The sequence below is a fragment of the Tsukamurella sp. 8F genome (assembly GCF_029167375.1).
GTDB lineage: Bacteria > Actinomycetota > Actinomycetes > Mycobacteriales > Mycobacteriaceae > Tsukamurella.
The window spans coordinates 13168-29698 of record NZ_JARFTP010000042.1 but is presented as its reverse complement, the minus strand read 5'-3'; the positions used below and the strand labels follow the sequence as shown (position 1 = coordinate 29698).

Below are 16531 nucleotides of genomic sequence, written 5' to 3'. Positions count from 1 at the left end.
TCCGCGGGGGCGGGCCTCTCGCAGCAGCGGTTCTAGCCGCGCACGACCTTACCGGCCTTGATGCACGAGGTGCACACGTTCATGCGCTTGGTCTGACCGGGCGCTACCTGAGCGCGGACGGTCTGGATGTTCGGGTTCCACCGACGGTTGGTCCGCCGGTGGGAGTGCGACACCGACTTACCGAAGCCGGGGCCCTTGGCACAGACGTCGCAGACGGCAGCCATGTCGTGAACTCCTTGTTATTGATGTACAGCGTGCGCTTCGCACTCGCGCCGGGCGCGAGGCAACCGTGCAAGCATAACGGGCGCGACATGTGTCTGCCAAACCGTGGCCGGTGATATCGGTGGCCCGGGAACGTGTCGGCGCGCGTCGCTAGGCTGAATCCACGACGGCATCAGTATCTCGAGGAGGCGCCATGACCGCGGAGTCGGGCGGGGGGTCGGCGCGGCTCGACGCCGCCGGGGTCATCCGGTGGCTCACGGTGGGCGCATCCGCGCTCGAGCGCAGCGTGGACGAGATCAACGGGCTCAATGTCTTCCCCGTCGCCGATGCCGACACCGGAACGAACATGCTGGTCACCGTGCGTGCCGCGGCCGAGGCTGCGGTGCGGGCGCAGCGAGCCGCCGGCGACGGGCGCGTCGACGTCGCCCGGGTGACGGTGGCGGGCGCCGTATCCGGCGCACGAGGCAACTCCGGCACCATCGTGTCGCAGATCGTGCGCGGGCTCGCCGAGCACCTCACGCCCGACGGTGGCGTCGACGCGGCCGGTCTGGCCGCAGGGCTGCATGCGGGCACGAGGCTCGTCACCCGTGCTGTCGCCGAGCCGGTCGAGGGCACCATCCTGTCCGTCCTGCGAGCGGCGGCTGAGGCGGCCGGCGCGGCGGCGGACACCGGAGAACCGTCGGTTGCCGATTCGGCGCGGGCGGCCGCGGACGCCGCGTTCGACGCCCTGCTGAGCACGCGCGACCAGCTGGCCGACAACGCGCGTCACGGTGTCGTCGATGCCGGAGGCCGCGGGCTGCTCGTCCTGCTCGACGCACTGGTCGAGGTGGCGTGCGGCACGGCACCGCCGCGGCCTCGCTTCGCGCGGGTAGGCGAGGTCGCCGCGCATCAGCAGGCGGTGCCCGTCGCGGCCGGGGAGACTCATACGCACGACACGCCGCCGCGCGGCCCTCACGCGGAGTACGAGGTCATGTACCTCCTCCCGGATGCCACGGAGGCCGCGGCCAGCCGGCTGCGGGACGACCTGCAGGCATTCGGAGACTCCGTCGTCGTGGTCGCGGACGGCACGCCGGACCCGTCGGCGACGTGGTCTGTCCACACGCACACGACCGAGCCGGGCCGGGCCGTCCAGGCCGGGCTGGGTCATGGCGCGATCCGCAACATAGCAGTCACGGTTCTCGCCGATGCGACCGAGCACACGCCGCTGCAGGCGCTGCTCGATGCACCCCGTACCCTCGTCGCGCTCGTGTGCGGGGACGGTGCGGCCGAGCTGTTCGAATCCGAGGGCGCCCAGGTGATCCGCTGCGACGGCGGTATCAGTCATGTCGAGCTGCAGACGTCGCTGCACCGCTTCGCCGGCGGCGAGGTGCTGCTGCTTGCCAACGGGTCGCTGGAGACCGCGGAGCTGCTCGCCGTCGCGGCGCGGTGCCGCGAGTCCGGCGTTCTGGTGACGTTGCTGCCCACGTCCTCGATGGTGCAGGCGCTGGCATGCCTCGCCGTACACGATCCGTCGGCCCTCGCAGCGGATGACACCTACGCGATGGCCGAGGCGGCGACCAACGCCCGGACGGGCGCCGTCGTGGCCGTCGAGGAGGATTCGCTCACCATCCTCGGACCCTGCGGCCCAGGTGATTACGTCGGCATGGTCGGCGGAGAGGTGGTCGTGCTGGAGGAGGATCAGTACTCCGCGGGCGAGGCCCTCGCCGATCTCCTCCTCGCGACCGGCGGGGACATGGTCACCGTCCTGCTCGGTGCGGACGCCGACGGTGACTTCGCCGAGCGCGTCCAGGCGTCACTGCGCGTCGAGCGTCCCGAGGTCGAGGTCGTCGCGTACGGTGGCGGGCAGTCTGCGACCGTGATGGAGATCGGGGTGGAATGACGGACGCAACGCTCACGCTCGCGACCGGACTGACCGAGGCTTTCGGGCCGGAGCGCGCCGAACTCGCGGCCGCCGAGCTGGGCCTGCACACGGTGGGCGACCTGGTGCGGCACTTCCCCTTCCGGTACGAAGGTGGTGCCGTCGCCGACGAGGGGGACAGGGCAAGCGAGCCGCGGGTGGGCGACGACGTCGTGATCCTCGGCGAGATCGTGCGCGTACGGCCCACCGAGTACAAGCAGCAGTACCGGCGCGGCCAGGGCAAGGGACGCGGCCGGCCCATGAAGCTGTTCCGGATGACGGTGCGCAACAAGGTTCGCCAGTACGAGGTCAGCTTCTTCGCGCATATGGACGGCACGATGCGTGTAGGACGCAGGGTGTTGCTGTCGGGGCGGCTCGGCACCTACGGCGGCAACCTCCAGCTCACACATCCCGATTGGCTGCTCGTACCGAGTGACACGCTCAGTCCCGAGGACGCCCTCCGGGAGACCCTCGCCGCATTGGAGAGCGACTCCTCCGCCGACTCGGCTGGTAAGGGATCGACCGGAAAGTCCAAGGGTGGCAAAGGCAAGGGGCGCCGGTCGGGAGGAACAGGCAAGCTGCAGTACGCGCGCCTGGACCTACTACTCGCCGAGCTCGTTCCGGTTTACCACGCGACCAAGGCGATGCCGACGTGGCTGATCATGTCGATGGTCGCGGACGCCATCGACCGGTTGGCGCCGGTCCGCGAGTCCCTCGATGTCGGTTTCCTTGCGGCGCATGGGCTCATGGATCTCGACGAGGCGCTGCGGGTGGTGCATCGGCCGCCCGGCCGGTCGGCTGTACTCGCGGCCCGGCGACGGATCGCCTACGACGAGGCCGTTGCCATCGAGACACAGCTGGCGCGCCGTGCGTACGACGTGGGGGAGACGCGGGCGCCCGCACTCGGTGGTGGTGACGACGCCCTCGAGGCGGAACTGCTTGCACAGCTTCCTTTCTCGCTCACCGACGGGCAGGAGTCGGTGCTCTCGGAGATCGTGTCGGATCTGTCCCGGACGCACCCGATGACCAGGTTGCTGCAGGGCGAGGTCGGCTCCGGTAAAACGCTGGTCGCGCTGCTGGCGATGCTGCGTGCCGTCGACGCCGGGCGGCAGGCGGTGCTGCTTGCTCCCACGGAGGTCCTTGCGACGCAACATCATCTCTCCATCTCGAAGATGCTGGGACCGCTTGCGCGGGCGGGGCAGCTGGGCGCGGCGGAACGGGCGACGACGGTGACCCTGCTGACCGGGTCGATGAGCACCAAGGCCAGGCGGGCGGCGTTGCTGCGGATAGTGACCGGCGAGGCCGGCATCGTCATCGGGACGCACGCGCTGCTCGAAGACACGGTCGACTACTTCGACCTCGGCCTCGTCGTGGTCGACGAGCAGCACCGATTCGGAGTCGAGCAACGGGACCGACTGCGCAGCAAGGGCCGGGACGGCGCCACCCCGCACCTGTTGGTGATGACGGCAACGCCGATCCCGCGCACCATCGCGCTCACCCAGTTCGGCGACATGCAGACCTCGCTACTGCGCGAGCTCCCACGTGGGCGGCAGCCGATCCAGACCTCGGTCGTCCACGAGAAGCGGGGCGGCTGGCTGGCCCGGATGTGGGAACGCGTCGGCGAGGAGGTTGCGTCCGGCCGCCAGGTCTACGTTGTGTGCCCGCGCATCGGTGACGATGAGACAGCCGACGGCGGTACGGATTTCACGGACGAGGAGTACTACGCCTTCGATGCCCCGTCGGCCGCGGGGAAGAAGCCCGCCGCGGCCCCGGCGGGCCAGGAGGAGGCACCGGACGAGCAGAAGCGCGACATGATCTCGGCCGTCGATCAGTACGAGGAGCTCGTATCGGGGCCACTGGGCAGGCATCGCGTCGGACTGCTGCACGGTCGCCTGCCCGCAGACGAGAAGGCGGCCGTGATGGCCGGCTTCGCATCCGGGGCGATCGACGTCCTGGTCTCGACGACGGTGATCGAGGTGGGCGTCGATGTCGCGAACGCCACGACGATGGTGGTCCGCGACGCCGAGCGCTTCGGTCTGTCGCAGCTGCATCAGCTGCGCGGCCGCGTCGGCCGCGGCGGGCTGCCCGGCCTGTGCCTGCTCACGACGGACACCACCTCCGGCCGCACGATGGAGCGCCTGGAGAAGGTGGCCGGCACCGTCGACGGCTTCGAGATCGCCCAGCTCGACCTCGAGTACCGCGGATACGGTGACATCCTGGGTGTCGACCAGTCCGGTACTGCGCGGCGCCTGAGCTTCCTCGACCTGGCGCGCGACGCCGAGATCCTCGACGCCGCACGCGAGTACGCGTTCGACGTCATCGGCGCTGATCCCGAACTCGCAGAGCACCCGGAGCTGCGGGCGATGAACGACGTCGTCCTCGGTGGAGAGCGAGCGGATTATCTGGGCAAGGCGTGAGCGCCCTGGCGAGGGACGCGCGATGATGGGCGGATGTCACTCAACGTGCATGTCACACTCGAACCACACGGACCTGCGACCGCGATCGAGCTCACGGACGCTCAGGTAGCCGATCTGGGCGGAGGGAAGCGAGCGGCGGTGCGCGTCGCCGTCGGCGACCGGTCCGCACGATTGCGGCTCGGCGTCATGGGCGGGAGAAACCTCATAGGTCTGTCCAAGGCGGCGCGGGCTGAGTTGGGCGTGGAGATCGGTGACACTCTCGACGCCGTCATCGAGCTCGACGATGCTCAGCGCGAGGTGGAGGTGCCCGAGGACCTCGCCGCGGCGCTCGACGCCGACTTGCGGGCTGCGTTCGACGCGCTCAGTTACACCAGGCGTAAGGAGTATGCACGTGGCGTCGTGGACGCGAAGCGCGCGGAGACCAGGGAGCGTCGCATACGGGCGGTCGTCGCGGAGCTGCGTGCTCAGGCCTGAGCGAGCGCGGCATCGATGAAGCGACGCGTCGTGCGCGATGGCGCTCTCCGCCAGCCGAGATACACGCGGGAGTCGGGGATGTCCGGTAGTTCGCGGTAGACGACATCGGGGTGTGGAGCACGCTCGACCGCGATCGCGGGCACCGCCCCTATGCCGCGGTCCGCGCCGACCAGCTCGAGCCACTCGTCGAAGTTGATGCAGGTGACGATCTCCCGGTCGGGATCGCTGTCGGGCCAGTTGTCCGGTCTGGTGGTGCCGGTGCGCGTGTTCACGACGAGCGGATGGGCCGCGAGATCGGGCCATCGGACTCCGGGCATCGTTGCGAGGGGGGATCGTGCGGACACGGCGAGGACGCGCTTCTCGGTTCCTATGGCACGCCATGTGATCCCGTCGGTGCGGTCGGCCGCCCGCGTCAGCGCCACGTCGATGCGGTCGTGCGTAAGGTCCCCGGCGGGGTCGTCGGTGCGATGTAGCCGTACCTGACCGCCGAGGCTCTCGAACTCCGCCCGCACCCGCGCAAACCAGTCGGGCGGGAGGAGCCACGCGAATCCGAGTCGCACCTCGGTCCGACCGCGCATGTCGGCCTCGAGTGCGGCGAGGTCGGCGAGGATCCGCCTGGCGCGCTCCTCGAACTCGTGCCCGTCGGCCGTGAGCTCCAGCGGACGGGAGCCGCGCACTACAAGGTCTGTGGCGAGCACGCGCTCGAGGTCTTGAATCGTGCGGCTCAGCGAGGGCTGGGTGACATGCAGGTGACGGGCGGCCGCGGTGTAGGTGCGCGCCTCACACAGCTCGACGAACGCGGTGAGATGGCGTACCTGCAATTCCATGCGTCTAGCGTATAGCGCATGCTCTTTCGGCATTTCCGTGCCGCAGGGGCGCGCGATTAGCGTCGACGGCGTGATCGTCGATACGAAGAGGACAGCGCTCGGCCCCAGGGGTGTGGGCGTGGCTGCGTCGGCGGGCCTGGCCGCTTCGATGGGCATCGGCCGGTTCGTATTCACGCCCCTGCTGCCCATCATGGTCGCGTCCGCGGGCCTGACCGCCGGCGACGGCGCAGTCATCGCCACCGGCAACTATGCGGGCTATCTCGTCGGTTCGGTCGTGCTTGCGCGCCGCCCCGGCCTCAGCCGCAGGTCGACTTTCCTCGCATGGGCGGCCGCTCTGGTCGCCAGCGAGTCTCTGATGGCCGTGTCCGCGGATGTCGCGTGGGCGACAGCACTGCGCTTCGTCGCCGGCGTTGCCAGCGCGGCCGTATTCCTCGGCTGCGTATCGACGGTGGCGCATCATCGCGCGCACGCCGGTGTCGCCATCGCGGGTGTGGGCGCGGGTATCGCCATGAGCGGCGCCTACGTCCTCGTGGCGGCGGCGTCGATGTCGTGGCAGGGGCTGTGGCTCGGCGCGGCCGTGCTGACGGCCGTCCTCCTGTTGCCGACCCTGGCCCTCGACGTACGTCCGGAGCACGACGGCGCCACCGGGTACGGCCGCGTTCAACTGGCGGGTGGCCGACGTGTCGCCTGGATCCTGGTCCTCGCCGCCTACTTCGCGGAGGGCGTCGGCTACATCGTGCTCGGGACTTTCCTACCGGCATCGGTGCCCGGGGCGCACTCGGGCGCCCTCGTCTGGACGGTCGCGGGCCTCTCCGCCGTGCCGGCAACAGTGGCGTGGCATGCCGTCGGGCGCCGCGTCGGTACCGGCAGAGCACTCGTCGCTGCGCTCGCGGTGCAGACCGCGGGGGCGGGTCTCGTCGCGGCGTCGGGCGGCGTCCCGGCGGCGATGGTCGGGGCAGTGTGCTTCGGGGGGACGTTTCTCGGGATCGTCGGGCTGGCCTTCGATTTCGCGCGTGGCCTGGGAGTCGGCCGAGCAGCGGCGACACTGACGGCCGCGTACGCGGCAGGCCAGGTGATCGGCCCGCTGGTCGTCATTCCGGTCATCGGGCATTCGTTCGCCATGGCGTTCGTCATCGCCACGGTGGTACTGGCCTCCGCCTCCCTGCTCGCTGCCGGCGCGGAGACGGTCCGTCGAAGCCTGCCTCGGTAGCCGACGCACCCGGTCCGGCGCGTCTCATCCCCTCGGTCGCGGCAGTGGCTCACGACATCCGGCGGTAGACCTCCTCGGCCCAGGCCAGAACCACGTCCACGGAGCGCAGTGACAGCTCGAGCCCGTCGTCCCAGTCCAGCGCGGAATCGGATCCGTTCGGGAACAGCGTCTGTACAGCTGTCCTCGCCGTATCCACCGTCTGATCGAATCGCGCTCGGACCCTGGTGAGTTCGGCGGCCAGACCGAACGGGCCCGCGACCGCGTCCGCGCGCGAGCTGAACACGCGCAGCGCGCCGCCCTCGGGGATGTCACCGGCGGCGGGGTCGAGGCTCTCGGTGGGGGGCGTACCGGATTCTGCTCCACCCCGGTGGGACGGTGCCGTATTGGCGATCTCCAACAGCGCCCGGCCGCTGTGGGCTACGCCCGCGAACGTCTTGGAGAGGCTGATCAGGAACATGCCGGCCGCTTCGAGCTCGGCACCGCACCTGCGCTCCTCCTCGTTCGCCGGATCGGTGACCCGACGGTGCACGTCCGCCAGTTCGCGGATGATCCCGCCGACGTCGTACAGATCCTGCGCGGCGGTGAACGCCCTGCCGACGCCGGCCGCGAACGTATCCATCACACGCTCCTCTGCAAGCGGGCAGTCCCGGGATCAGGGGCGTCGAAGCGGAAGACGAATGGGGTCTGCAGGCGGTGGCGCGCGAGATCCGACACGAGCTTGGCGTGATAGAAGGGCAGGTCCGCGGATGTACGGAGAGTTGCTCGCGCACCGAGGATCTCGTGCCACTCGCCATCGTCTCCGCGGCGGCAGGTGGCCAGCGCGGAGCCCTCGTCGTCGCATTCGGACGCGATGCGGATGTCGCCGTCCACGATGCCATCGGTGGTGCGGATTCCGCGGGTGTGGATGGAGCTGATCAACGGCTGGTTCGACTTCATCTGCGACGTCCTCGGGATTCTGGTGATCGGGTGTGGGAAGCGGGTCTATAGGCAGGAAAGACCCGGCCCGGGGCTGGGAAGAATACGAGGAACGACTACCCCGGGCCGGGCCTGGAGACGGAACTCGGCTCGTTCGCGTGCTGTATCGCCGGCCTCGCTACTACGGCACTCGCGGCGCATCTACTCGGAACAGGCTCCGCCTGGTCACCTGCTCAGCCGCCGTGCGGCCGAGCCGAGACCTGTCATGTACTACCGGATTCGACAGCCAAGTGCTGCGGGTCGTTCCGGCTCTTGATCTCGACTCTTCGCGGTTTCGCCTTCTCGGCGAGGGGAATGGTCACGGTGAGCACGCCGTTGTCGTAGTCGGCGCTGATCGCCGAGGTGTCGATGCCTTCTCCCAGCGTGAGCTGGCGCCGGTAGATGCCGGAGAAGCGTTCGCTGGTCAGCCAGCGCACACCGTCGTCCGACGGAGTGGTTCGCGACGCGGAGAGGGTCAGCACGCCGTTGTCGACACTGACGTCGATCGAGCCGGGATCCGCACCCGGTAGATCCGCCGTCAGTACGTAGTGGTCGTCGACCTGGTACAGATCCATCGGCATGAACCGCGGGGTTCGGGCCGATCCGGACTGCTGCCCGTTGAGCAGGCTGCGGGTGACACTGTCGAGTTCAGCGAAGGGGTCGAAGCGAAGCACAGTCATCACACCTCCCGTTGATCCAGGCTGCCCGCCACCCTGACGGGCAACACGCCAACTGTGCGGTACCGAGATTAGCACTCGATGCGATCGAGTGCCAAGGGGTGGCGAGCGATTATCACCTATCAATGATGTTCCCCCGCAACATGTCCGGATGACGACGATCAACCAGGCAGCGTCTCGCCGCCGATCGGCGCCAGGATCTCGCCCGAGTAGTACGACGACATGGTGCCGGCTGCGAAGAACACGTACGACGGCGCGATCTCGTCGGGATGCGCGGCACGGCCGTAGGGCGCCTGGGCCCCGAAGCGTTCGACCTCGCCCTCGCTGAGGGTGGCCGGGATCAGCGGTGTCCACACCGGCCCGGGTGCGACGCAGTTCACCCGGATCCCGCGGTCCAGGAGCGATTGGGCGAGCGAGTAGGTGAGAGCTATGACCGCGCCCTTCGTCGCCGAGTAGTCGATCAGTCGCTTGTTACCGCGCAGGCCGTTGATCGATGCGGTGTTGATGATCGAGCCACCCCGGGGCAGGTGCTTCAGCGCGGCCTTCGTGACGTGGAAGTAGCTGTCGACATTGACGGCGAACGTGCGGCGCCACTGCTCCGTGGTGAGTTCGGACAGGTCGTCCACCGGGCTCTGGTACCCGACGTTGTTGACCACGATGTGCAGCGCGCCCAGCTCCGCGTCCGTCTTGTCGACCACCTCGCGGCAGTGTTCGGGGTCCGCGAGGTCGCCCCTATACCGCTCGCACCTGCGCCCCTCCCGCTCGATCAGGTCAGCGGTGTGCTCTGCGTCGTCGACCTCGTTCAGGTAGGCGATCGCAACATCGGCGCCCTCCTTGGCGAAGGCGACCGCGGTCGCCCGACCGATGCCGGAGTCACCTCCGGTGACCAGCGCCTTGCGTCCGGTCAGCAGGCCCTGTCCCCGGTAGTCGCGCATCTCGTCGCGCGGCGGGGAGGGCATGTCCTCGGTTTCTCCCGGATACGGGATGGTTTCGCTGTTCATGGGCCTCGGCTACCCGGTGCGGACTCGGGCGAAACCAGGGCGGCGCCGTGTTTCGCACAAGGTTTCGCAGAGGGCCCGTCCGGGTACGCCCGCCACAGGACTATCCACGAGATCGGGAGGGAACATGCCGAAGACGACCGGACGCGGTACGCCGAAACAAGACGAACTACCCGATACCCTGCGCCGTTCGAGCAGCAAGGCCCAGCGCACGTTCGCCAAGGCGCACGACGCAGCTGCGGAGGAGTACGGCGACGGCGAACGAGCGCATCGCGTCGCCTACGCGGCGCTCAAGCACAGCTACGAGAAGGTCGGCGACCATTGGGAGCGCAAGCCTGGCGGGCGGAGCGGAACGTCGGAGCGCCCCGGGCAGCGCCGGGGCGGAAAGACGCATGAGGGAGTCGACGTCAACGCCACCAAGGAACACCTGATCGATGTCGCTCGGCGGTTGGGGATACGAGGGCGTTCGCGGATGCGCAAGGCCGAGCTCATCGATGCTATCGAGGCTGCCAACCGGCGCGCGGAGCGCGGCGCGTGACGCTGTCGGCCACGCTGCGTCGGCGAAGTCGATTCGCGTACGGACGCATAACCTTACGGCTGGCGGGTACATACCGGGAGTGATCGATGGACGTCGATCGCATCACCGATAAGGCAAGGAGGTTCTGAGATGGCAGACCCCAACAACCCCGGACAGTTCGGCAACCGTTCCGACACGGAGGAACAGGCCCGCAAGGGTGGCGAGGCGAGCACCGGCAAGTTCGGTGAGGAGAACGCCGCCGATCCCCATGAGGCCGGCCGGAAGGGTGCCGCGGAGCAGCCCCACGACGCGAAGGTCGAGGGCGGTGAACACAGCCATTCCGGGAGCTAGGAATATCGGTGCGGGGCGCGGCCGCTGCCGGGTCCCGCACCGATCTCGGCTGTCGTGTCGCCCAGGTCGTGGCTGTACACGGGACCGCGGGGCGTGTTAGCAAGGAGACGGCCCTTAGACGAACGGAGTTTCATGCCGCACGCGACCGGGGCCGTACCGGCCCAACCGATCGATCTCTGTCTGCCCGCGGAGGTCGTGCTCCTGCCTGTACTCCGTGTCGTTCCCGAGACCGTGGCGCTTCTGGCCGATTTCGACATCGATCGGGTGTCTGATCTGACGCTCGCCGTGGACCAGGTGTGTACCGAACTGATCCATGACGCAGTGGAGGGCGGGACCCTGAACGTGCGGGTGTTGCCGCGTCCTGCGGCACTCGTGATCACTGCGTCCGCCGAGACCCGGACCGACGGCGCGCCTGATCGCAACGGCTTCGGTTGGCGCGTGCTGGAGACGCTGACCGACCAGCTCGAGGTGACGCACAGCGGCCTACCCGGCGGTCACGTCCGATCTGAAGTGGTCTTCACACTCCTGCGAGGCGCCGGCTAGTGGTGGCGACCACCGGCCGCGGTGCAGGCTACGACGACGACTACTCAGACGTGGCGGACAGGCTGCGTTCGGCTGAGGGGAAGAGCGCCCCACAACGCGCTGCAATCCGTGATGAGGTCATCCTGCGGTGCCTGCCGCTGGCAGAGCATCTCGCGCGTCGATTCACCGGGCGCGGAGAACAGTTCGACGACCTGGTGCAGGTGGCGCGGCTCGGATTGGTCAACGCGGTGGACCGGTTCGATGCGGACAAGGGCACGGACTTCGTCGCTTTCGCGGTACCGACCATTCTCGGCGTGCTGCGCCGGCACTTCCGCGATACCGGGTGGTCCGCGCGTGTTCCGCGTCGGCTGCAGGAGCTGTACCTGCGCGTGAACAATACGCTCGGGGAGTACTCGCAGGAACTGGGTCGCGCGCCGACCACGACCGAGATCGCCGGCCGCCTGGGCGTCCCGGTCGACGAGGTGCGCCAGGCGATGGTCGCCGGTAACGGCTATCACGCGACGTCCTTCGACACACCGACCGTGGAGGACGGCGCCCCGGCGCTGATCGATACGATCGGCGCCGACGATCCCGGCTATGAGTTGGTCACCGAGTTCGAGGCTCTGCGACCGGTGGTCGAGCAGCTGGACGATCGCTCGAGGACGATTCTCGCCCTGCGTTTCCAGCATTCGATGACGCAGACCCAGATCGCGGCGCAGCTGGGGATCTCGCAGATGCACGTCTCGCGGATACTCTCGCGGACACTCGCCACCCTCCGTGATGGAGTGCGCGCGGACTGAGCAGCGTGCGGTGTCGCACCCGAGCGGTGTTCGCCACAGCGAATCCGCACCCGAAGGCATTGCCGCACTGCAGATCCCGGTTGGCCGCAGACTCTCGGGGTATCCCGTGTGCCAGATCTGTGCTAGGAACGGGTCAGGTTGAATCACCGCAGCCGCCATCTACGATCAGTTGCTGGAGGCTTCCTGTGTCGTTATGCACGATCGAACGTTCTCAACCCGCCGTATACGAGGGCCGCCCTCGGCCCGTCGAATCCCGGCTGGACGATCTTGTCGTGGTCGCGGTTCGGGGCTGCCTCGACGCCGCTGAACTACCATTCTTTCGCAGCACCCTCGCCGCGGCTCTGGCGGGCGCTCAGCGCGTCCGGATCGACCTGCGAGGCGTCGACTTCCTGAGTATCGGTGCTGCGGCCCACCTGGGCGCCGTCGCGCGCGACGACGGGTCGAGGCGCGTCGACCTAGTGGGGATCAGCGATCCCGCTGCGCACACCCTGGAGGCGACGGGACTCGGCCACCTGTTGACGTCCTGAAGAGCGCTTCGCCAGGTTTCGCCGCCGACGGGCGCGGGTACCTCTCAGTCGTCAGCCCATCACTCAGCCGAGTCCGGGCGCGACGACGAAAGGAGCCCGAGGTGACCATCATCCATCCGTCCACCGCGCACGACGTCGTCGATGTGCTCGTCGATCAGCACCACCGGATCATGCAGCTCTTCGACCGTGTCATAGCGTCCGAGGTGGAAGAGCGCGAAAGCGCGTTCTTCGAACTCCGCCGGCTGCTCGCGGTGCACGAGACCGCCGAGGAGTTGATCGTGCACCCGCGTGCACGTCGCGACATCGTCGACGGTCGCGGCATCGTGCAGGACCGCCTCGACGAAGAGCGGTCGGCCAAGCGGATCCTCGCCGAACTGGAGGACATGGACGTCCAGTCGGACTCGTTCGTGACGAAGGTGGAGGAGTTGCGCGACGCTGTCACGCGGCATGCGGAGCACGAGGAGCACGACGAGTTCATCGCGCTGCGAACGGGTCTCGACGATCACGAGGCCGCCCGCATGGCCAAGGCCGTCGAACTCGCGGAGTCGGTGGCGCCGACGCATCCGCATCCGAGCGTCAACACTGGGCCGGAGAACCTGATCGTGGGGCCGTTCGCCGCGATGCTCGACCGCGCTCGAGACGCGATTCTGGCGCCGACGGAGGACGTCCGTCCAGGAGGCGAATGATGCGGCCGGTCGGAAGAGCGTGGGGGACCATCGGCTTCGTGACCGGCCTGATCGGCGTCGCGTTGCTCGCCATCGGGCTCGGCGGTGCAGCGACCAAGGCCGAGTGGGCGTGGATGGCATTGGTTTCGGGTCTGGTCGTATTGGTCATCGGCGCAGCGATGCTTGCCGTGGTGTCGGCGAGCCGCCGTCGTCTCGCGTCCGAGGATCGTGGCCAGCGCGACCCGGTGCTGGGTGAATCCATCGGCCCCGAGGAGGAGTCGAAGTACCTGCGTCGCTATCGCCCCTGGCGCTTGCGGCGACGGTGAACGAGCAGCCACGAGAGGAGACACGGCATGTCTATCGAGGAGACCCGCACGGCGACCACCGTCGGCGAGGGCGGGGAACTGCACCAGGACGCACCCGAAGCGCTGACCACATCGCAGGGCGCGCCGGTGTCCGACAACGAGAACTCACTCCGCGGCGGTGACCGCGGTCCCACGTTGCTGGAAGACAACGTGCTGCGGGACAAGATCTTCCGCTTCGATCATGAGCGCATACCGGAGCGGGTGGTGCACGCTCGCGGTTTCGGGGCGCACGGAGTCTTCGAGTGCACGCGGTCACTCGCTGACGTGACTGCGGCAGACGTCTTCGCAGAGCCGGGCCGCCGCACGGAGGTATTCGTGAGGTTCTCGACGGTGGCCGGCCGCGCGGGATCGTCGGACCTGGCTCGCGATGTGCGTGGATTCGCGGTGAAATTCTATACACGCGAGGGAAATTGGGATCTGGTCGGCAACAATATTCCGGTGTTCTTCATCCAGGACGCGATGAAGTTCCCGGATCTGGTGCACTCGTTGAAGGAGGACCCGGATCGCGGCTTCCCTCAGGCTCAGTCTGCGCACGACACGTTCTGGGACTTCGTCTCCCTCATGCCGGAGGCGACACATATGACGCTGTGGCAGATGTCGGACCGTGCCATACCGCGGTCCTTCCGGTTCATGCAGGGCTTCGGTGTGCACACCTTCCGCTTCCTGCGCGAGGACGGCGCGTCCACATACGTCAAATTCCACTGGAAGCCGGTGCTCGGTTGCCAGTCGGTGCTGTGGGACGAGGCCGTGAAGATCAACGGCGCGGACCCCGACTACCACCGCCGGGACCTGTGGAACGCCATCGGATCCGGCGATCTACCTCAATGGGAGCTGGGTGTGCAGCTCTTCGATGAGGAGACCGCGCAGCGGCTTCCTTTCGACGTTCTCGACCCGACGAAGATCGTGCCCGAGGAGGACGTCCCGGTTCAGGTCGTCGGACGAATGACACTGGACCGTACAGTGGACAACGAGTTCGCGGAGACCGAGCAGGTGGCCTTCTGCACTCAGAACATCGTTCCGGGAATCGGTTTCACCGATGACCCGCTTCTCCAGGGCCGCAACTTCTCGTATCTCGATACTCAGGTCTCGCGGCTGGGCAGCCCGAATTTCACGCAGCTGCCGGTGAACTCACCGCGTTGTCCGGTAGCGCACTTCCACCGCGACGGCCAGATGCAGACCGCCGTTCCGCGTGGCCAGGTCGATTACGAGCCCAACGGTGCGGCGGACCGCGGGCCGCGTGAGCGCCCCGCCGCTGAGCGCATGACGACCTTCGCCGAGCCGCTCGCTGGTGAGAAGACGCGATTGCGTGCGGAGTCCTTCGCGGATCATTACAGCCAGGCGAGGGTGTTCTGGATCAGTCAGACGGACGTCGAGCGTGACCATATCGTCGACGCCTACGTCTTCGAGTTGAGCAAGGTGCGGGACCCGCAGGTGAGGTCGCGGATGGTCGCGAACCTTCGCAACGTCGAGCTCGAGCTTGCCGAGCGCGTTGCGAGCGGCCTGGGGCTGGGGCTTCCCGAACCCGCCCCGACCGTGGTCCCCGCGCGCACGGATCTGCCCGAGTCTCCGGCGGTGAGCATGCACCGCAACCCTCCGGCGACGTTCGCGGGACGCAAGCTGGGTGTGCTGGTCACGGACGGCGCCGCCCGAGGCGTCGTCGAATCCCTGCAGCGCAGTGTCTCCGAGGCCGGCGCGACGGTCGAGATAGTTGCTCCGAGTATCGGCGGTGTGGTCGCAGACGACGGATCTTCGCTACCGGTCGACGAGCGGCTCGCGGGTGCGCCGTCGGTCCTGTTCGACGCGATCGCCGTGGTTCCGTCCGCAGAGGGGGCCGACCGATTGGCTCGCGATCCCGCAGCGCTGGATTTCGTGACGGATGCCTTCTATCACCACAAGTTCATGGGTGTGGGCGAACACGCCGGCCCTCTGCTGGAGCGCGCCGGCATCCTCGACCGTCTGGATCTGGGGTGCCCGCCGCTCGACTCGGACGAGTCGATCGACGGGTTCGTAGCGGCGTGCGCGGGGCTGCGGCTGTGGCAGCGCGAGATCGGTTGACTGATGCGGGCAGACTCGACGGTGATCGCTACGTCCGTGTCAGTGCGTGCGCGTCTGGTGATGGCGTCACTGCGCGCCCAGCGCAGTAAGCGCTTCTACGGAGACCCGGGTGAGATGGTGGCCGATCTCGGTCGCCATCAGCGTGCCTCGATGACACGGCCGCCGTGGTGGCTGCGTCGGCGGGTGCGGTACCGCAGCGAGGAGGTGGCGGGCACGCCGTGCCGATGGATCGAGCCGGCGGCCGGTGCCGGGCGGGTGCGGGTGCTCTATCTGCACGGCGGTGGCTTCGTGGAGCAGCCGCAGCACCATCACTGGCGCTTCCTCAGGTGGCTCGTGGAGACCACCGGGGCTTCCGTGGTGATGCCGATCTACCCGCTGGCCCCGGCCGCCGATCACCGCGCGATCCGGCGGAGCGTACGAGCGGTCTACGACCTCCGGGTCGCGATCCATCCCGGCCCGCGTGTGGTCGCGGGCGACTCTGCCGGAGGCGCGCTCGCCGTCGACCTCGCGTGTTCGGTCCGTGACGAAGACGGACGTATCCCGTCGGCCGTGGCGCTGGGCTCGCCGTGGCTCGACATGGGTGTGTCTGATCCCCGCTCCGACGAGGTCGATCCCTACGACCCCGAGCTCGATATCGACGGTCTGAAGATGGCAGGGAGATGGTACGCCGGGCCGGACGGGGTGGGCTCGTCCGAGATCAACCCGCTCGCAGGCGATCTCACCGGCCTGCCGCCGACGGTCGTCCTCACCGGCACGCGAGATCTCCTCAACCCCGATGCCAGGCGGTTCGTGAGCCTCGCCGATGCGGCCGGCGTCGATGTCGAACTGCACGAATACCCGGGTATGTTTCACAACTGGTATATGCACCTCCTCCCCGAGGGGGAGCAGGCGCGCCGCGACCTCGCCGTGTTCCTCGGGCGCACCGGTTGCTCGGACGGGACCGTTTCGGGCACAGGCGTTTCGCGCTGGAACGACGTGGCCACGTGTGCCCGCCGCGCCGCGGCACGCATATGTTCCGTAGCGGATCACCGGCCCCCGCGCGGGCTGGCATGA

The 16531-nt window shown here is 68.4% G+C and carries 19 protein-coding genes; 13 read left to right on the top strand and 6 right to left on the bottom strand.

Going from position 1 to position 16531, the window contains the following annotated elements; translation table 11 throughout:
• Nucleotides 1-32: 32 nt before the first annotated feature.
• Entirely contained in the window at nt 33-224 is a 192-nt protein-coding gene (gene rpmB / locus P0W64_RS20840; RefSeq protein ID WP_275482101.1) for a 50S ribosomal protein L28, read from the bottom strand.
• 191 nt (nt 225-415) lie between these two features.
• On the opposite strand from rpmB, the gene P0W64_RS20835 reads away from it, so the two are divergent.
• The 3 genes from P0W64_RS20835 to P0W64_RS20825 are packed head-to-tail and all read left to right on the top strand — an operon-like array spanning nt 416 to nt 5010.
• Complete coding sequence (locus P0W64_RS20835) at nt 416-2101, top strand: DAK2 domain-containing protein (RefSeq protein ID WP_275482100.1); 1686 nt, start codon at nt 416-418, stop codon at nt 2099-2101.
• Nucleotides 2098-4536, top strand: a complete 2439-nt coding sequence (locus P0W64_RS20830; protein WP_275482099.1) for an ATP-dependent DNA helicase RecG — start codon at nt 2098-2100, stop codon at nt 4534-4536. Before P0W64_RS20835 ends, P0W64_RS20830 begins: the two co-directional genes overlap by 4 nt.
• A gap of 33 nt (nt 4537-4569) precedes the next feature.
• On the top strand, nt 4570-5010 hold the full coding sequence (locus P0W64_RS20825) for a YdeI/OmpD-associated family protein (protein ID WP_275482098.1): 441 nt from the start codon (nt 4570-4572) through the stop codon (nt 5008-5010).
• On the opposite strand, the gene P0W64_RS20820 is transcribed toward P0W64_RS20825, so the two are convergent.
• Nucleotides 5001-5837 carry a LysR family transcriptional regulator gene (locus P0W64_RS20820; protein ID WP_275482097.1) on the bottom strand — a complete coding sequence of 279 codons (837 nt, stop codon included), beginning with the start codon at nt 5835-5837 and terminating at the stop codon, nt 5001-5003. The two genes, P0W64_RS20825 and P0W64_RS20820, sit on opposite strands and share 10 nt — an antisense overlap.
• Before the next feature lie 70 nt (nt 5838-5907).
• Here P0W64_RS20820 and P0W64_RS20815 point away from each other — a divergent pair, with 70 nt between their 5' ends.
• The gene (locus P0W64_RS20815) at nt 5908-7047 is read left to right on the top strand and encodes a YbfB/YjiJ family MFS transporter (RefSeq protein WP_275482096.1); all 1140 of its coding nucleotides are present in this window, start codon (nt 5908-5910) and stop codon (nt 7045-7047) included.
• Between the two features lie 49 nt (nt 7048-7096).
• Here the strand turns inward: P0W64_RS20815 and P0W64_RS20810 are convergent, their stop codons facing one another.
• The 4 genes from P0W64_RS20810 to P0W64_RS20795 form a co-directional block, all read right to left on the bottom strand.
• Complete coding sequence (locus tag P0W64_RS20810; RefSeq protein ID WP_275482095.1) at nt 7097-7666, bottom strand: hypothetical protein; 570 nt, start codon at nt 7664-7666, stop codon at nt 7097-7099.
• Nucleotides 7666-7983 carry a hypothetical protein gene (locus tag P0W64_RS20805; RefSeq protein ID WP_275482094.1) on the bottom strand — a complete coding sequence of 106 codons (318 nt, stop codon included), beginning with the start codon at nt 7981-7983 and terminating at the stop codon, nt 7666-7668. The genes P0W64_RS20810 and P0W64_RS20805 overlap by 1 nt, the downstream gene beginning before the upstream one ends.
• 242 nt (nt 7984-8225) lie before the next feature.
• Nucleotides 8226-8675 (bottom strand): Hsp20/alpha crystallin family protein, encoded by a 450-nt coding sequence (locus P0W64_RS20800; RefSeq protein WP_275482102.1) that lies wholly within the window; start codon nt 8673-8675, stop codon nt 8226-8228.
• Nucleotides 8676-8839: 164 nt separating this feature from the next.
• Nucleotides 8840-9679: an SDR family oxidoreductase gene (locus P0W64_RS20795; protein ID WP_275482093.1), complete on the bottom strand. Its 840-nt coding sequence runs from the start codon at nt 9677-9679 to the stop codon at nt 8840-8842.
• A gap of 124 nt (nt 9680-9803) precedes the next feature.
• On the opposite strand from P0W64_RS20795, the gene P0W64_RS20790 reads away from it, so the two are divergent.
• The 9 genes from P0W64_RS20790 to P0W64_RS20750 all read left to right on the top strand — a co-directional run bounded on the left by P0W64_RS20790 (nt 9804) and on the right by P0W64_RS20750 (nt 16531).
• Nucleotides 9804-10214, top strand: coding sequence for a ChaB family protein (locus tag P0W64_RS20790; RefSeq protein WP_275482092.1), 411 nt, complete (start codon nt 9804-9806; stop codon nt 10212-10214).
• Between the two features lie 129 nt (nt 10215-10343).
• The gene (locus P0W64_RS20785) at nt 10344-10544 is read left to right on the top strand and encodes a hypothetical protein (protein ID WP_275482091.1); all 201 of its coding nucleotides are present in this window, start codon (nt 10344-10346) and stop codon (nt 10542-10544) included.
• A gap of 132 nt (nt 10545-10676) precedes the next feature.
• The gene (locus P0W64_RS20780; RefSeq protein ID WP_275482090.1) at nt 10677-11087 is read left to right on the top strand and encodes an ATP-binding protein; all 411 of its coding nucleotides are present in this window, start codon (nt 10677-10679) and stop codon (nt 11085-11087) included.
• Nucleotides 11087-11866: an RNA polymerase sigma factor SigF gene (locus P0W64_RS20775; protein ID WP_275482089.1), complete on the top strand. Its 780-nt coding sequence runs from the start codon at nt 11087-11089 to the stop codon at nt 11864-11866. The genes P0W64_RS20780 and P0W64_RS20775 overlap by 1 nt, the downstream gene beginning before the upstream one ends.
• A gap of 272 nt (nt 11867-12138) precedes the next feature.
• Entirely contained in the window at nt 12139-12393 is a 255-nt protein-coding gene (locus P0W64_RS20770) for an STAS domain-containing protein (RefSeq protein ID WP_275482088.1), read from the top strand.
• 101 nt (nt 12394-12494) lie between these two features.
• Nucleotides 12495-13079 carry a hemerythrin domain-containing protein gene (locus P0W64_RS20765; RefSeq protein WP_275482087.1) on the top strand — a complete coding sequence of 195 codons (585 nt, stop codon included), beginning with the start codon at nt 12495-12497 and terminating at the stop codon, nt 13077-13079.
• Nucleotides 13080-13117: 38 nt separating this feature from the next.
• Nucleotides 13118-13384, top strand: coding sequence for a hypothetical protein (locus tag P0W64_RS20760; RefSeq protein ID WP_275482086.1), 267 nt, complete (start codon nt 13118-13120; stop codon nt 13382-13384).
• Nucleotides 13385-13411: 27 nt separating this feature from the next.
• Complete coding sequence (locus P0W64_RS20755) at nt 13412-15478, top strand: catalase (protein ID WP_275482085.1); 2067 nt, start codon at nt 13412-13414, stop codon at nt 15476-15478.
• Between the two features lie 3 nt (nt 15479-15481).
• Nucleotides 15482-16531 carry an alpha/beta hydrolase gene (locus P0W64_RS20750; protein ID WP_275482084.1) on the top strand — a complete coding sequence of 350 codons (1050 nt, stop codon included), beginning with the start codon at nt 15482-15484 and terminating at the stop codon, nt 16529-16531.